Annotated in this window: 17 protein-coding genes; 12 read left to right on the plus strand and 5 right to left on the minus strand. The window is 60.4% G+C overall.

Annotated elements, in window-relative coordinates:
* Positions 1-504, minus strand: coding sequence for a cupin domain-containing protein (locus RLEG4DRAFT_RS16825; RefSeq protein WP_003578456.1), 504 nt, complete (start codon positions 502-504; stop codon positions 1-3).
* Positions 505-651: 147 nt separating this feature from the next.
* Positions 652-1,011, minus strand: a complete 360-nt coding sequence (locus RLEG4DRAFT_RS16830; RefSeq protein WP_003578458.1) for a hypothetical protein — start codon at positions 1,009-1,011, stop codon at positions 652-654.
* Between the two features lie 130 nt (positions 1,012-1,141).
* On the opposite strand from RLEG4DRAFT_RS16830, the gene RLEG4DRAFT_RS40185 reads away from it, so the two are divergent.
* The 4 genes from RLEG4DRAFT_RS40185 to RLEG4DRAFT_RS16845 all read left to right on the plus strand — a co-directional run bounded on the left by RLEG4DRAFT_RS40185 (position 1,142) and on the right by RLEG4DRAFT_RS16845 (position 4,633).
* Positions 1,142-1,351 (plus strand): hypothetical protein, encoded by a 210-nt coding sequence (locus RLEG4DRAFT_RS40185; protein WP_125869635.1) that lies wholly within the window; start codon positions 1,142-1,144, stop codon positions 1,349-1,351.
* A 3-nt stretch (positions 1,352-1,354) separates the two neighbouring features.
* Positions 1,355-1,810: a 6,7-dimethyl-8-ribityllumazine synthase gene (ribH, locus tag RLEG4DRAFT_RS16835; protein ID WP_003578460.1), complete on the plus strand. Its 456-nt coding sequence runs from the start codon at positions 1,355-1,357 to the stop codon at positions 1,808-1,810.
* A 3-nt stretch (positions 1,811-1,813) separates the two neighbouring features.
* Entirely contained in the window at positions 1,814-2,296 is a 483-nt protein-coding gene (gene nusB / locus RLEG4DRAFT_RS16840) for a transcription antitermination factor NusB (RefSeq protein ID WP_003578462.1), read from the plus strand.
* A 198-nt stretch (positions 2,297-2,494) separates the two neighbouring features.
* Complete coding sequence (locus RLEG4DRAFT_RS16845) at positions 2,495-4,633, plus strand: sodium-translocating pyrophosphatase (RefSeq protein WP_003574040.1); 2,139 nt, start codon at positions 2,495-2,497, stop codon at positions 4,631-4,633.
* Positions 4,634-4,736: 103 nt separating this feature from the next.
* Here the strand turns inward: RLEG4DRAFT_RS16845 and RLEG4DRAFT_RS16850 are convergent, their stop codons facing one another.
* A complete protein-coding gene (locus RLEG4DRAFT_RS16850; RefSeq protein ID WP_003578464.1) occupies positions 4,737-5,270 on the minus strand; it encodes an outer membrane protein assembly factor BamE in 534 nt (177 codons plus the stop codon).
* Between the two features lie 188 nt (positions 5,271-5,458).
* On the opposite strand from RLEG4DRAFT_RS16850, the gene RLEG4DRAFT_RS16855 reads away from it, so the two are divergent.
* The 6 genes from RLEG4DRAFT_RS16855 to RLEG4DRAFT_RS16880 all read left to right on the plus strand — a co-directional run bounded on the left by RLEG4DRAFT_RS16855 (position 5,459) and on the right by RLEG4DRAFT_RS16880 (position 9,898).
* The gene (locus RLEG4DRAFT_RS16855; protein WP_085061909.1) at positions 5,459-6,064 is read left to right on the plus strand and encodes a ubiquinol-cytochrome C chaperone family protein; all 606 of its coding nucleotides are present in this window, start codon (positions 5,459-5,461) and stop codon (positions 6,062-6,064) included.
* A gap of 10 nt (positions 6,065-6,074) precedes the next feature.
* Entirely contained in the window at positions 6,075-6,629 is a 555-nt protein-coding gene (locus RLEG4DRAFT_RS16860; protein WP_003578470.1) for a YceD family protein, read from the plus strand.
* Between the two features lie 98 nt (positions 6,630-6,727).
* Positions 6,728-7,774: a phosphate acyltransferase PlsX gene (plsX, locus tag RLEG4DRAFT_RS16865; protein ID WP_003578472.1), complete on the plus strand. Its 1,047-nt coding sequence runs from the start codon at positions 6,728-6,730 to the stop codon at positions 7,772-7,774.
* A 20-nt stretch (positions 7,775-7,794) separates the two neighbouring features.
* Positions 7,795-8,766, plus strand: a complete 972-nt coding sequence (locus RLEG4DRAFT_RS16870) for a beta-ketoacyl-ACP synthase III (protein WP_037094646.1) — start codon at positions 7,795-7,797, stop codon at positions 8,764-8,766.
* Between the two features lie 104 nt (positions 8,767-8,870).
* A complete protein-coding gene (locus RLEG4DRAFT_RS16875) occupies positions 8,871-9,209 on the plus strand; it encodes an integration host factor subunit alpha (protein WP_003578475.1) in 339 nt (112 codons plus the stop codon).
* 149 nt (positions 9,210-9,358) lie between these two features.
* Entirely contained in the window at positions 9,359-9,898 is a 540-nt protein-coding gene (locus RLEG4DRAFT_RS16880; RefSeq protein WP_003574025.1) for a MerR family transcriptional regulator, read from the plus strand.
* Between the two features lie 65 nt (positions 9,899-9,963).
* Here the strand turns inward: RLEG4DRAFT_RS16880 and RLEG4DRAFT_RS16885 are convergent, their stop codons facing one another.
* Positions 9,964-10,311, minus strand: coding sequence for a response regulator (locus tag RLEG4DRAFT_RS16885; RefSeq protein ID WP_037093801.1), 348 nt, complete (start codon positions 10,309-10,311; stop codon positions 9,964-9,966).
* A gap of 270 nt (positions 10,312-10,581) precedes the next feature.
* Between RLEG4DRAFT_RS16885 and RLEG4DRAFT_RS16890 the strand changes: the two genes are divergently transcribed.
* The gene (locus RLEG4DRAFT_RS16890; RefSeq protein WP_003578479.1) at positions 10,582-12,228 is read left to right on the plus strand and encodes an ATP-binding protein; all 1,647 of its coding nucleotides are present in this window, start codon (positions 10,582-10,584) and stop codon (positions 12,226-12,228) included.
* A 150-nt stretch (positions 12,229-12,378) separates the two neighbouring features.
* Here RLEG4DRAFT_RS16890 and RLEG4DRAFT_RS16895 read toward each other — a convergent pair whose 3' ends face one another.
* Positions 12,379-12,684: a DUF1236 domain-containing protein gene (locus RLEG4DRAFT_RS16895; RefSeq protein WP_003578480.1), complete on the minus strand. Its 306-nt coding sequence runs from the start codon at positions 12,682-12,684 to the stop codon at positions 12,379-12,381.
* A 326-nt stretch (positions 12,685-13,010) separates the two neighbouring features.
* On the opposite strand from RLEG4DRAFT_RS16895, the gene bcsN reads away from it, so the two are divergent.
* The coding region (bcsN, locus tag RLEG4DRAFT_RS16900) for a cellulose biosynthesis protein BcsN (protein WP_003578481.1) at positions 13,011-13,747 on the plus strand (737 nt) is incomplete at its 3' end.

The raw sequence follows: 13,747 nt of genomic DNA on the forward strand, positions 1-13,747 counted from the left end.
TCAAGCGCCGGGTTCGCCGTGCCAATAGTCGAGATCGCTTTCCGGTCGGCCGATATGGCGGAAGCGCTGAGGTGTGGTATCGCCCCTGTTGGTCTTGGCAAGAAACTTTCCGGAATCCGGATATTCGACGATCTCGGTCTTCGCCATCGTCGAGATGCCGAGATAGACAAGGGGAGCCGTGCCGGTGTTGATGATCTGGTGCGCCGTTTCCGGGCCGCCGGCCGGTGCGCCAAGCGCGTCGCCCGCCTTGATCGCATGGCGCTCGCCGCCGAAGCGGTATTCGCCGGTGCCTGCGATCACGTAGAAAAGCTCGTCTTCGACATGGTGGTTGTGGAAGGGGCAGCCCGATTTGCCCGGCGGCACCTCATTGTAGCTGATGCCGAGGCCGGTCAGGCCGAGAAGCGCGCCGAACGACGTGTCGACGCTTTCATAGAGCGTGCCCTGTTGCCAATGGTCGAGCTTGAGATCGGCGATATTGATCACTGCCTTCGATTCCGTCGCCATGATGGTCCTCCTGTTGCAGGAGGAGAAACCATCATCGCCTGGAAAAATTCAATGGTTTTCTGTAAAAATCCGCGGCATGGGCGGAGAGGAGACCGCCGCCCATGCTGTGAGCGCCGCGCACCGAAGGGGACGCGATGCGCTGAAGCGTCAGCGGACGTAGAAGGTCAGGCTTCCGTCGGCTGCCTGTTCGGCATTGACGATAGTGCGGACGTCGACGCCCTGGTTGTTGAGACGATGGGCAAGCGACCTGTTGGCGTCGATCGAGGCCTGGATGGCGTGAACGGTCTGGCCGGATCGTTCCGGCGCGGAGCGAGGCCCGGTGTTCTCGTCGTCGAGGTTGCGCCAGTTATGGACCTGCTCGACGTTGAAATCATTGCCGTGGAAGGTCCGGAGTGTCTGCTCGATGCCCTGGGCACTGTTCATCCCGAGGCTTTCGGCCCGGCTGACGCCGGCAAATGCGAGGGAGGAGAGGGCGGCAGCGATGCTGATCGTGACAACGCGGTTCATGATTGTATCCTTTCATCTGCTTTGACGGTCGACTGTCGTTGCAGGGGATCGTCTGTCACGACATGGAATTGGCGCTCTTCCATTCGCGATTCAATAGGTTAAGCCACTGAAAACCCATTAAGAATTGTTCATGAAATCCGCCTTCGAATTGCCGTTTTCCAGGCATGCGGAAAAACCGGTTCGAGAAGCTTACCGAGCACTGCATGCGCGGCACGGCTATCCCCTTGCTGATATTTCTTCTTTGGCATTGCGGCATCGGGCGAAAGAGCTTGCCATTCTGGTGAAGGCATGTTTTGTCCGCGGACTGCCGAGTGGAAAACGCCCCACAAAACGAAGGTGAACCATGCCGAGAGAGACCTCTCCCCATATTTTGATCGTTGAGGCCCGCTTCTACGACGACATGGCCGACGCCCTGCTCGAAGGTGCGACCTTCGCATTGGAACAGGCCGGCGCCACCTTCGAGGTCGTCACCGTTCCCGGCGCACTGGAAATTCCGGCGGCAATTGCCATGTCGCTCGATGGAGACGACAATGGCGGAACGCATTATGATGGCTATGTCGCGCTCGGCATGGTCATTCGCGGCGAGACCTATCACTTCGATATCGTCTCGAACGAATCCTCGCGTGCTTTGATGGATCTTGCGGTCAGTGAGTCCCTTGCCATCGGCAACGGCATTCTGACCGTCGAGAACGATGAACAGGCATGGGCGCGCGCGCGCCGCTCGGACAAGGACAAGGGCGGATTTGCCGCTCGCGCGGCTCTGACGATGATCGAGCTGAAGCAGAAACTGGGTGCATAACGAATGAACGACGACAAGACGGAACGGCCGGTCAAGAGTGCGAACCAGCGGGGCGCTGCCCGTCTTGCTGCCGTTCAGGCACTGTATCAGATGGATGTCGGCGGCACCGGCGTTCTGGAAATCGTCGCCGAATATGAGGCGCACCGTCTCGGCCAGGAACTCGACGGCGCGACCTATCTCAAGGCAGATGCCGGCTGGTTCCGTTCCATCGTCTCCGGCGTCGTGCGCGATCAGGTCCGTCTCGATCCACTGATTGCCGCAGCTCTGCAGGATGATTGGGCCTTGTCGCGCCTCGACAGCACCGTGCGCGCCATTCTGCGCGCCGGCGTCTTCGAGATCACCGACCGCAAGGACGTCCCGGTGGCGGTCATCGTCACCGAATATGTCGAGATCGCCCAGGCCTTCTTCGATGATGACGAGCCGAAGCTCGTCAATGCGGTGCTCGACCGTATTGCAAAGCAGGTTCGCGGCGAGACGAAGAAGTAAGTCTTTAGCCGCCAAACAATCTCCCTAAGTCTTTCTTCGCACTGCAACGGTTTTCGCTCGTTGCGGTCTTGACGCCACGTGATCGACCACGCAATCTCCGCACGGCTTAGCTGTGGCATTTCTGTGGAGAGGAAGGCGATTCGGCGGCGTATCTGCCGGAGAAGGAGTGAGCTCCGGCCTATGGGAGGAAAGAGCGAAATGACGATTCTTTTATGCGTAATCGCATGCGGTCTGCTCTCGGTGGTCTATGCCGCCTGGGCAACCCGGTCGGTGCTTGCCGCCGATCAGGGCAACAGCCGCATGCAGGAGATCGCGGGTTATATCCGCGAAGGCGCTCAAGCCTATCTGACGCGCCAGTACAGAACCATTGCCCTTGTCGGCGTCGTCGTTTTCATCGCAGCCTGGCTGCTTCTTTCCGCCGAGGCCGCCATCGGCTTCCTGATCGGCGCCGTACTATCCGGTGCTGCTGGCTTTATCGGCATGCATGTTTCCGTACGCGCCAATGTGCGCACCGCCCAGGCGGCTTCCGCCAGCCTATCCGCCGGCCTCGACATCGCCTTCAAGTCAGGTGCGATCACCGGCATGCTGGTGGCCGGCCTCGCACTGCTCGGCGTCTCCATCTACTACACCATTTTGACCGTCGGCCTCGGCCATGAGAGTGGCTCGCGCGAAGTCATCGATGCGCTGGTGGCGCTCGGCTTCGGCGCTTCGCTGATTTCGATCTTCGCCCGTCTCGGCGGCGGCATCTTCACCAAGGGCGCCGATGTCGGCGGCGACCTCGTCGGCAAGGTGGAAGCCGGCATTCCCGAGGACGATCCGCGCAACCCGGCAACGATCGCCGATAACGTCGGCGACAATGTCGGCGACTGCGCCGGCATGGCCGCCGACCTTTTCGAGACCTATGCGGTCTCCGTCGTCGCCACCATGGTTCTTGCCGCGATCTTCTTTGCCGGCGCGCCGATCCTCCAGTCTGCGATGATCTATCCGCTGGCGATCTGCGGCGCCTGCATCATCACCTCGATCATCGGCACCTTCTTCGTCAAACTCGGCTCGAACGGCTCGATCATGGGCGCTCTTTACAAGGGCCTCATCGTCACCGGCCTGCTGTCGATCGTCGGTCTTGGCGCCGCCACCTCGCTGACGGTCGGCTGGGGCTCGCTCGGCACGGTTGGCGGCGTCGACATTTCAGGCACGCACCTCTTCTTCTGCGGCATCGTCGGTCTTGTCGTCACCGCGCTAATCGTGGTGATCACCGAATATTATACCGGCACGGGCAAGCGCCCGGTCGTTTCGATCGCCCAGGCCTCGGTCACCGGTCACGGCACCAATGTCATCCAGGGCCTGGCCGTCTCGCTGGAATCGACGGCACTGCCGGCGATCGTCATCGTTGGCGGCATTCTCGCCACCTACCAGCTCGGCGGCCTTTTCGGCACCGGCATTGCTGTCACGGCGATGCTTGGCATTGCCGGGATGATCGTCGCGCTCGACGCCTTCGGACCGGTGACGGATAATGCCGGCGGTATCGCCGAAATGTCGCATCTGCCGCCGGAAGTGCGCAAATCCACCGATGCGCTTGATGCCGTCGGCAATACGACCAAAGCCGTCACCAAGGGTTATGCCATAGGTTCGGCCGGTCTCGGCGCACTGGTTCTCTTCGCAGCCTACTCCTACGACCTCAAATATTTTGCGGCGAATGGCGACAAGTTCCCTTATTTCGCCGGCATAGGCGATATTTCCTTCGATCTTTCCAACCCCTATGTAGTGGCGGGATTGATCTTCGGCGGTCTCGTTCCCTACCTCTTCGGCGGCATCGCAATGACGGCCGTCGGCCGTGCGGCCGGCGCGATCGTCGAAGAAGTTCGCCGGCAGTTCAAGGAAAAGCCGGGCATCATGCAAGGCACGGAAAAGCCGGATTACGGCAGGGCCGTCGACCTTCTGACCAAGGCCGCCATCCGCGAGATGATCGTGCCGTCGCTGCTGCCGGTGCTGGCGCCGATCGTCGTTTATTTCGGCGTGCTGCTCATCTCCGGCTCCAAGGCCTCGGCTTTTGCCGCGCTTGGCGCATCGCTGCTCGGCGTCATCATCAATGGCCTCTTCGTCGCCATCTCTATGACATCGGGCGGCGGCGCCTGGGACAATGCCAAGAAGAGCTTCGAGGACGGGTTCGTCGACAAGGACGGCGTGCGTCACATGAAGGGCTCAGATGCGCACAAGGCGTCGGTCACCGGCGATACCGTCGGCGATCCCTACAAGGATACCGCCGGCCCCGCCGTCAACCCGGCGATCAAGATCACCAATATCGTCGCGCTGCTGCTGCTCGCCGTTCTCGCCGGATAAACAGCGCCGGCCGGTTCGGCACGGTACGCGTCAAGTCGGAGCAGCGATCATTAAAAAACCCGCCGGAGCGATCCGGCGGGTTTTTCGTATGAGGCGTATCGGGTCAGCGCAGGCTGCTCGGATTCTGTGGCGTGCCGCCGGCGCCGCCGCCGAACAGGCTGCGGGCAGCGCTCGCGGCGCTGCCGCCGGAGAGCATCTGCTGCAGGAAGGTGAGTTCCTTGCCGCCGGTCGGCGTGACGCGCCCGATCGAGTCGAACACCTTGCCGTCCTGCAGCGTATAGTTGGCGCGGCGGCTGACGACGCTGTCCTTGTCGAAATAGATCGCGAGAACGCTCTGATCTACGACCTTCAATTTCTGGAAGGCGACCGCACGTGTACGCCGTTGCGAGATATAATAGAAGACTTCGCCGTCGAAGGTCGCCGTCGTCGACGGGGTGCCGAGCGAAAGCAGCACCTGCTCGCGGCTCGATCCTTCCGGAACGAGGTTCAGCGACTGCTGGTCGGCGACGTATCCGCCATTGAGCACGGTGCTGGTCTGGCAACCGGAAAGTGCTGATGTGGAGGCGATTATGAAGGCAATGGCCGCGCTGCTGAAGAAGTTCACGTCAGACTTGAAATACCGTTTCTTCAACGACATCTACTCCCTTGAGTGTCGATAGCAGCCATTTTGGGCCTTGCACGCATTACCTCCTGCAAAACCATTGTGGCCATTCCGGGTCGAATGTCCCGAATTCGCTTCGCTGACGCATCGGAGGCGTCGTCCCGAAACTGGCCACGATCGGCATTGCAATTCGCGCCTGCTTCGGTAAACCAGCTTTCGAAATCATGCAACAAGGCCTGAGGCCAGCCGGCGTGAAGAATGAGGCATTTCCGGAAAAAACAATGATCTTCGGGCTGTTCCGTAAGAAAAACAACAATCAGGCAATCGTCGACAGGCAATATGCAGCGCTGACGGCGGCCGCGCGCATGCCTGAGATTTATGAGCGGCTCAATGTGCCGGATACGGTCATGGGCCGTTTCGAAATGCTGTCGATCGTGATGATTCTGTTTTTTCGTCGCACCCGTGCGTCCGCTACCAGTGGCCAGGAGATCGCTCAGGAGATCGTCGACGCTTTCTTCCAGGATATAGACCATTCGATCCGCGAACTCGGCATCGGCGACAACAGCGTGCCGAAGCGCATGAAGAAGCTCGCCGGTATGTTTTACGGCCGGCTCGAAGCCTATTCGAAGGAGATGGATACCGGCGATACCGAAGCGCTCGCTCTCGCGCTCACGCGCAATATCTATCCCGAAAGCCCGGTGCCGGCCGATATGTCCGGCCTCGCCGGATGGATGATGGCCGCGGAAGCGCATTTGTCGGCCCTTTCGGAAGTGGAGATCGCCACCGGTTCGGCAACGCTCCCGCCGGTTGCCCGCCCACCTGTCGCTTGAGGAGGAAATCATGAAGAACGATCGGGACGATGTTCCCTTCTCCTATCACGTCAAGGTCGGCCATATCTCGGCCAACCCCGTCGAGGTCCATGTCGAGGCCGACGCAAACGAATTGAAGGCGCTTGCCGAGAGCTGGAACGTCGTTTCCGTCGACGATCTCAGCGCCGATCTGCAGATCGGCCGCTGGAAGCGCGACGGCGTGCGTATCAAGGGCCGCGTGAAGGCGAAGATCGTCCAATCCTGCGTGGTGACGCTGGAACCGGTCGAATCCGCCATAGACGAGAGCTTCGAGCAGATCTTCGTGCCGGAGGGTTCCAAGCTTGCCCGCCAGGCCGGCAATGATGCCGGCGAGATGTTGCTCGATCCCGACGGCCCCGATCTGCCCGAGACCTTTGTCGGCGATACGATCGATGCCGGCGAGGTGGTTGCCGAATTCGCCGCACTCGCGATCGATCCCTATCCGCGTAAGGGGGGTATCGAATTCGCAGGCCATATCGAGGATAGCGGCGAGGACGACAAAAAGCCTTCGGCATTCGCGGCCCTCAAGGATTGGAAAAAGGACTGAAGCGCCTCTGGCATTTGACATAATTCAGTTGTAAGCGACGCCAAAACCGGTATTTTGGCCGAAATTTCGCCCTCGGCGAAAAGAAGGATCAGGGACGCGTGATCAGAATATCTCTCGACCTCATGGGTGGCGACTTTGGTCCCCAGGTTGTCATCCCCGGCGCCGCCAAGGCGCTGGACCGGCATCCGGATATTTCCTTCGTTTTCTACGGTCTCAAGGAACAGTGCGATCCGGTTCTTGCCAAGTTTCCGAAGCTCAAGGAAAAATCGATCTTTCACGATTGCGAGCTCGCCGTCAGCATGGAAGAGAAGCCGAGCCAGGCGTTGCGCCGCGGCCGCTATATCTCCACCATGTGGCGCTCGATCGAGGCGGTGAAGACGGGTGAAGCCGATGTGGCGGTCTCAGCCGGCAATACCGGGGCGCTGATGGCAATGGCGAAGTTCTGTCTGCGCACCATGGCCAATATCGAGCGCCCGGCGATCGCCGCAATCTGGCCGACGCTGAAAGGCGAGAGCATCGTGCTCGACGTCGGTGCGACGATCGGCGCCGATGCGCAGCAGCTGATGGATTTTGCCCTGATGGGCGGCGCCATGGCGCGGGCGCTGTTCGAGGTCGAACGGCCGACGGTCGGCCTTCTCAACGTCGGCGTCGAGGAGATGAAAGGCCAGGAAGAGGTCAAGGAGGCCGGCCGGCTGTTACGCGAGGCGAACATCGATTCGCTCGAATATTCCGGCTTCGTCGAGGGCAACGACCTTGGCAAGGGCACGGTCGACGTCGTCGTCACCGAAGGGTTCTCAGGCAATATCGCGCTGAAGACGGCCGAAGGCACCGCCAAGCAGATCGGCGAATATCTGCGCGCTGCGATGTCGCGAACGCTGCTCGCCCGCATCGGCTACCTCTTCGCGAAAAGCGCCTTCGACATGCTTCGCGAGAAGCTCGATCCGAGTAAGGTCAATGGCGGCGTGTTTCTCGGCCTGAACGGCATCGTCATCAAGAGCCATGGCGGGGCGAATGCCGAAGGCATCGCCGCTGCCATCGAAGTCGGTTACGACATGGCCAAGAACGGCCTTAATCAGAAAATAGAAAACGATCTTAAGAAATATCATGCCAAGCGGCTGCCCCCGATGGGCCCGGAAGCTGCATGAGCAATGGGGTTCAATCGAATATGATCCGTTCAGTGGTTCGCGGGTTCGGAGCCGCACTTCCGAAGCGCGTGATGACCAATGGTGACATGGAGGCGATCGTCGACACGTCGGACGAATGGATCGTCCAGCGCACCGGCATCCGTCAGCGTTATGTCGCCGGCGATGACGAGACGACGGCGTCGCTCGGCGAGGCCGCCGCGCGTGCTGCCCTTGCCAATGGCGGCCTGAAGCCGGCCGATATCGATCTGATCATCTGTGCCACCTCGACGCCTGATAACACCTTTCCGGCAACCTCGGTCAACATCCAGAACCGCCTCGGCATGAGCCACGGCTTCGCCTTCGACGTCCAGGCCGTCTGCACCGGTTTCGTCTATGCGGTCACGACAGCGGATGCCTATATTCGCGGTGGCCTTGCCAAGCGCGTTCTCGTCATTGGCGCTGAAACCTTTTCACGTATTCTCGACTGGAACGACCGCACCACCTGCGTGCTGTTCGGCGACGGTGCCGGTGCGATCGTGCTCGAAGCGACCGAAGGCGAGGGCACTGTTGCCGATCGCGGCGTACTCACGGCGCATCTGCGCTCCGACGGCTCGCACAAGGATAAGCTCTATGTCGATGGCGGGCCGTCGTCGACGGGCACGGTCGGCAAGCTGCGCATGGAAGGCCGCGAGGTCTTCAAATACGCCGTCGGCATGATCACCGATGTCATTCAGGCTGCCTTCGATTCCACAGGCACCACCGCAGACGACCTCGACTGGCTGGTGCCGCATCAGGCCAATCGGCGCATTATCGACGGTTCGGCCAAGAAGCTGAACATCGATCCGGCGAAGGTCGTCATCACGGTCGATCTGCACGGCAATACCTCGGCGGCCTCGATCCCGCTCGCCCTCGCGACCGCTGCTGGCGACGGCCGCATCAAGAAGGGCGACCTGGTGATGCTCGAGGCGATGGGCGGCGGCTTCACCTGGGGCGCCGTCCTGCTGCGCTGGTAGGCGCAAATCCAAAAAACTGGCGGCGAACAAGAGCTTGACCGTAAGGCGCAAGACAAATACTCTTTGCGCGATTTCACAAAATATTTGTAATGGGCGGGGAAACCATGACCGGAAAGACAGTGACGCGAGCAGATCTGGCGGAATCCGTTTTTCGCAAGGTCGGGCTCTCCCGAACCGAATCTGCGGAACTTGTGGAAACCGTCATCGACGAAGTTTGCAACGCCATCGTGCGGGGTGAAACCGTCAAGCTGTCCTCCTTCGCCACCTTCCAGGTGCGCGACAAGAACGAGCGGATCGGCCGCAACCCGAAGACCGGCGAGGAGGTTCCGATTTCTCCCCGCCGGGTCATGACGTTCAAGGCGTCGAACGTGCTGAAGACGCGCATCCTCAAGGCGCATGTCGCCCGCAAGGTCAAGCTGAAGCCGCAGAATCCGGCCTCCTGATCATCGGCTTCCCGTTTCCAAACGGCATTTTTTTCCTTCGCATCGTCCTGCGTTGTGCGCAACGTCGAGACATGACTTGAATTGTCGGCGCCAAACCGTTGAAATATGATGAGTCGCCGTAAAATCGAGCCGCGAGGTCGCGTAGCATTATGACGTTGGACAAGAGCCCCGATGCCTTTCGCACCATCAGCGAAGTCGCAGACGATCTTGATCTGCCGCAGCATGTGCTGCGCTTCTGGGAAACGCGTTTTCCGCAGATAAAGCCGATGAAGCGTGGCGGCGGCCGTCGCTACTACCGGCCCGAGGATGTCGATCTCCTCAAGGGCATCCGGCATTTGCTCTATGATCACGGCTACACGATCAAGGGTGTGCAGAAGCTTCTGAAAACCAACGGCAACAAGTTCGTCATATCGGTCGGCCATGGCGATCTCGCCAGCGTCGAGGCGCTTGCGTCGGGCGTGCAGGAGGCGAGCGCCGGGGAACCGCGCGTCGGCATGGCCGATGAAGACCAGATTGTCGGCCGCGCCAAGCCGCCGATTACCCGCCGCTTCTTCAATTTTGTAGCTGGCGAGGACGAGCAGGAAGTCTCGATCGGCAAGTCGAGCGTCGGCAAGGAAGACAGGGCGTTGCTGCAGGAGGCGCTCTACGACCTGCTGGAGTGCAAGCGCCTGCTCGATCAGGTGCGCTGACTGAAACTCTCTATTTTATGCATGTCGTTATTCCGGAATCGCTGCACGCGACCCGGCTACATGCGTCAGGCTTCGGTAAGCCGCTTCATCGTCTGTTCGAGTTCGCTGAGCTGGAAGGGTTTTTGCAGCACCGGCAATGTGCTCGGGCTGCTGCCGGCAGGGGCGGCGCCGTATCCCGTCGCGTAGACATAGGGTTTGCCGCGTTCGTCGAGCAGTTTTGCGACCGGCAGCGAGCTCTGTCCGGCCAGCGAGACGTCGAGAATGGCAGCGTCGAATTCCGTGTCCCTGGCGGCTGCCAGCGCCCGTTCAAGATCGGGCGCGCTGGCGCAAACCCGGTAGCCGAGATCGGCGAGCATATCCTCGAGCAGCATGGCAATCAGCGCATCGTCTTCGACGATGAATATGTCTTTCATGTTCGCGTCCACCCATTTCCCCTTGCCGGGCATGCGGATTTATGTGGACTCCGTGTAGGGCTCGTCAAGACGTGGTACCCGGCAGTGCGAGAAACAGTATATTGCCGGGTGAAATTCGATGTGTAAAAGCTGGGATGCCGCCTGCGCAACGGCGACTGCATAATTCCTTCAATCGGAATCGATTTTGGGATAAAACTCTGCAGCAATTCAAAGTGTTACGGCGCCCTTTGCGCGTCTGAAAAGACGTGGCGCTGTAAGGAGGGGTCTGGAATGGATTTGCTGAGTGCCACGGATTGGCTGCGTCATAGGCCGGGTTATACATATCCGCTGGCCGTTGCCTTCGTTGGCCTGACGTTTCTTCTGAGGCTTGCCGTCAGCGACTATCTCTCCGGATTTCCCTTCCTGAGCTTCCTCCCGGCGATATTGCTGGCGAGTTTCATAGGCGGCGCCGGGCCTGGCCTCGTCGCGGCAATATTGGCCGCTTTCATCGTCCAGCAGTTTTTCGTCGAGCCGCACGATACCTTCTGGCCGGTCAGCGCCAGCCAATGGATTGGGCTGTCGACCTATCTCATCAATGCGATCATCATCGTCGGGCTGATGGAGATGATCATCATCGCGCATGGCCGGCAGAGCCGCCTCCGCAACGAGCTCAACAGTTTCAACACGCGCCTCGAACAGACGGTGGTCCAGCGCACCGCCGAACTCAGGCACGAGATGGAAGAGAATGCCGCCGCACAGGCCCAGGTCCGCCAGTTGCAGAAGATGGAGACGATCGGTCAGCTCACTGGCGGCGTCGCCCATGATTTCAATAACATGCTGGCGATCATCATCGGCAACCTCGATCTCGCCCAGCGGCGGATGACCGGACACGAGGATCCCCGCCTGCTGAACTCCATCCAGAATGCCAAAGACGGCGCCCAAAGGGCCGCGGTTCTGACCGCGCGCCTTCTCGCTTTCTCGCGCCAGCAGCCGCTTGCCCCTGAGGTGATCGATCTCAACAAGCTGGTCGGCGGCATGTCGGAGTTGCTGCGGCGTACACTCGGTGAGCAGATCCGGATCGAGACCGTGCTTGCCGGCGGGCTCTGGCCGAGTTTTGCCGATTTGAGCCAGCTTGAGAATGCTATTCTGAACCTTGCCGTCAACGCCCGCGACGCCATGCCCGGCGGCGGACATCTGACCATCGAGACCGCCAATACCGAACTCGACGAGCGATATTCCCGCATGCATTCGGAGGTCGAGGCTGGCCAATATGTGATGGTCAGCATCACCGACACCGGCACCGGCATGTCGCCCGACGTGATCGACCGGGCGTTCGATCCGTTCTACACCACCAAGGGTCCGGGCAAGGGCACCGGTCTCGGCCTCAGCCAGGTTTACGGCTACATCAAGCAGAGCGGCGGCCACATCAAGATCTATTCGGAGATCGACAGGGGCACGACGGTAAAGATCTATCTACCCCGGCATGTCGGGGCGACGGACGCCAGGTTGAATGCGGCTGGCGCCCAGCCTATCCCTCAGGGCAGTGTCAACGATACGATCCTGGTGGTGGAGGATGATGAAAACGTCCGCATGATGACCGCCGAAAGCCTGCATGAACTCGGTTACACCGTGTTGCAGGCGGCAAGCGGCATGGAGGCGCTTCTGCTTCTGGAAGAAAATCGGGAGGTCGACCTGATCTTCACCGATATCGTCATGCCGCAAATGAGCGGGCGCCAGCTTGCCGATATCGTTCAGGAAAAATGGCCGGCGATCCGCATCCTCTACACGACGGGCTATACCCGCAATGCCATCGTCCATAACGGGGTACTCGACCATGGCGTCTCCCTGCTTGCCAAGCCCTTCAGCCTGGAGCAACTCGCCCACAAGATCCGCGAACTTCTGAATGTGCCGGCGAGAATGGAAGACGAGAGGACGTGAAGCCATTAGAGCATGACGCCGAAAAGTGCGCGCGGTTTTCTCATGATACCATGCTCTAACTCTTTAATTTAGAACTGGATTCAGATTTTAGGCCGGACGCCTAAAATCATCCTGTTTCAGGCGTCCGCACGTCCACTGTTCCCGATCGCTTTATTCCAGGACCTGGATCACCCGGTGCGTCTTCGGCTCGACGATGACGCGCCGCTCATTGACGACGGTATAACCATAACCGTCGACGTCAGGCACGGTGTGGACGACGACGGTATCGGGCAGCGTTGCGCCGACGGCGATATCGCCGTCATAGACGACGGACGGCGTGTTCTGTTCCATCACATAGGTGCGCACCTCGCCGGGTAACACAGTCGGTGCGGGATCGGTGACGATGACCGTGCTCTGCGCGAAGGCGGCGGAGCCGAAGGTCAGCATGGCGGCCGCAGTCAGCATGATCTTGCGCATGGGATGTTCTCCTTTTTAACCTGAGACATCAAGGCAACGCCAGCCATGCGGCATAGTTCCGGCGTCGTCCTTTCGCTAGTGCGAGAGATGGGCGCCATGAGCGCAATTGAGGCGTTGCTTAATCAATTTATGCACCATACGGTTGACCTGTCCGAATCGCGGTCAGTGCGAGTCCGTCCGGTGGCATCAGGGCCGGCTGTTTACTCTTCATTAACCATGTTGGCGATTTATACCCTGTGAACGGCCGCGTGGTCGTTGATTCGAAGGTCCGTCGCGTTTCGGTTTGCGAATGGATATCTGGAAAGACGATTGCGGCGGCTCGAGACATGCGTTTGCGGAAGACGATATCGCTGGTGGCTGTGGCAGGCATGATGGCCGGCTGTACGTCGACAGGCGGTGTGCGCCAGACCTCCGGGCCGGAGACGGTGGCGCCTGAAAAGGCGCTGGTCCTGCCGCCGCCGGGCGGCCCGTCGATCGTCAGCGTCGTCGAGCGCAAGCGTGGCAACGGCGTCGAGCAGACGGTTTCCTTGTTTACGTCATCCTCCGTGCCCGGCCAGAACTTCCTGGAAGTCCAGTTTTTCGGCGCGTCCGGGGCCAATCCCGGCACTGGCAATGCCGGCTTCAGCATGATCAACGAGAGCGGCATTGCCCGCGAAGTGGCTCGCTCGGCCCCCGGCGTGCCCATGGCAACGTCGGCGACCTTCCTGCAGAACAGCTACGGCCCCTTCGGTTATGCCTCCGGCCGCAGCCGTGTTGGCGACACCTGCATCTATGCCTGGCAGCAGATCCGCTCGAGCGTCAATGCCAGCACCCAGGCGCGCAATTTCGGCATGATCCAGCTGCGCCTGCGTCTCTGCGACGCGAACGCCAGTGAGCGTCAGCTGCTCGGCATCGTCTATGGCTACACCATATTGGGCAGCTTCGACGGGGTGATCTGGAATCCTTACGGCAATCCGCCGCCCGCCGATGCCGCGCTCGGCCGCACCGGGGAGCCGATCTACCCCGACCAGGGCGGTTATCGCGCCAGCCCGATGCCGATCGGCTACGAGCCGGCGGCTGCCAT

This window comes from Rhizobium leguminosarum bv. trifolii WSM2297 (assembly GCF_000271845.1).

What these genes read in the sequence shown, in the direction of transcription:
- RLEG4DRAFT_RS16855 (WP_085061909.1), top strand. Translation starts at nt 5,459, where the DNA reads ATGCAACAAGGCCTGAGGCCAGCCGGCGTGAAGAATGAGGCATTTCCG.
- RLEG4DRAFT_RS16850 (WP_003578464.1), bottom strand. Translation starts at nt 5,270, where the DNA reads ATGTCGTTGAAGAAACGGTATTTCAAGTCTGACGTGAACTTCTTCAGC.
- RLEG4DRAFT_RS16885 (WP_037093801.1), bottom strand. Translation starts at nt 10,311, where the DNA reads ATGAAAGACATATTCATCGTCGAAGACGATGCGCTGATTGCCATGCTG.
- RLEG4DRAFT_RS16825 (WP_003578456.1), bottom strand. Translation starts at nt 504, where the DNA reads ATGGCGACGGAATCGAAGGCAGTGATCAATATCGCCGATCTCAAGCTC.
- RLEG4DRAFT_RS16890 (WP_003578479.1), top strand. Translation starts at nt 10,582, where the DNA reads ATGGATTTGCTGAGTGCCACGGATTGGCTGCGTCATAGGCCGGGTTAT.
- ribH (WP_003578460.1), top strand. Translation starts at nt 1,355, where the DNA reads ATGCCGAGAGAGACCTCTCCCCATATTTTGATCGTTGAGGCCCGCTTC.
- RLEG4DRAFT_RS16860 (WP_003578470.1), top strand. Translation starts at nt 6,075, where the DNA reads ATGAAGAACGATCGGGACGATGTTCCCTTCTCCTATCACGTCAAGGTC.
- RLEG4DRAFT_RS16895 (WP_003578480.1), bottom strand. Translation starts at nt 12,684, where the DNA reads ATGCGCAAGATCATGCTGACTGCGGCCGCCATGCTGACCTTCGGCTCC.
- nusB (WP_003578462.1), top strand. Translation starts at nt 1,814, where the DNA reads ATGAACGACGACAAGACGGAACGGCCGGTCAAGAGTGCGAACCAGCGG.
- RLEG4DRAFT_RS40185 (WP_125869635.1), top strand. Translation starts at nt 1,142, where the DNA reads ATGAAATCCGCCTTCGAATTGCCGTTTTCCAGGCATGCGGAAAAACCG.
- RLEG4DRAFT_RS16875 (WP_003578475.1), top strand. Translation starts at nt 8,871, where the DNA reads ATGACCGGAAAGACAGTGACGCGAGCAGATCTGGCGGAATCCGTTTTT.
- RLEG4DRAFT_RS16880 (WP_003574025.1), top strand. Translation starts at nt 9,359, where the DNA reads ATGACGTTGGACAAGAGCCCCGATGCCTTTCGCACCATCAGCGAAGTC.
- RLEG4DRAFT_RS16870 (WP_037094646.1), top strand. Translation starts at nt 7,795, where the DNA reads ATGATCCGTTCAGTGGTTCGCGGGTTCGGAGCCGCACTTCCGAAGCGC.
- RLEG4DRAFT_RS16830 (WP_003578458.1), bottom strand. Translation starts at nt 1,011, where the DNA reads ATGAACCGCGTTGTCACGATCAGCATCGCTGCCGCCCTCTCCTCCCTC.
- RLEG4DRAFT_RS16845 (WP_003574040.1), top strand. Translation starts at nt 2,495, where the DNA reads ATGACGATTCTTTTATGCGTAATCGCATGCGGTCTGCTCTCGGTGGTC.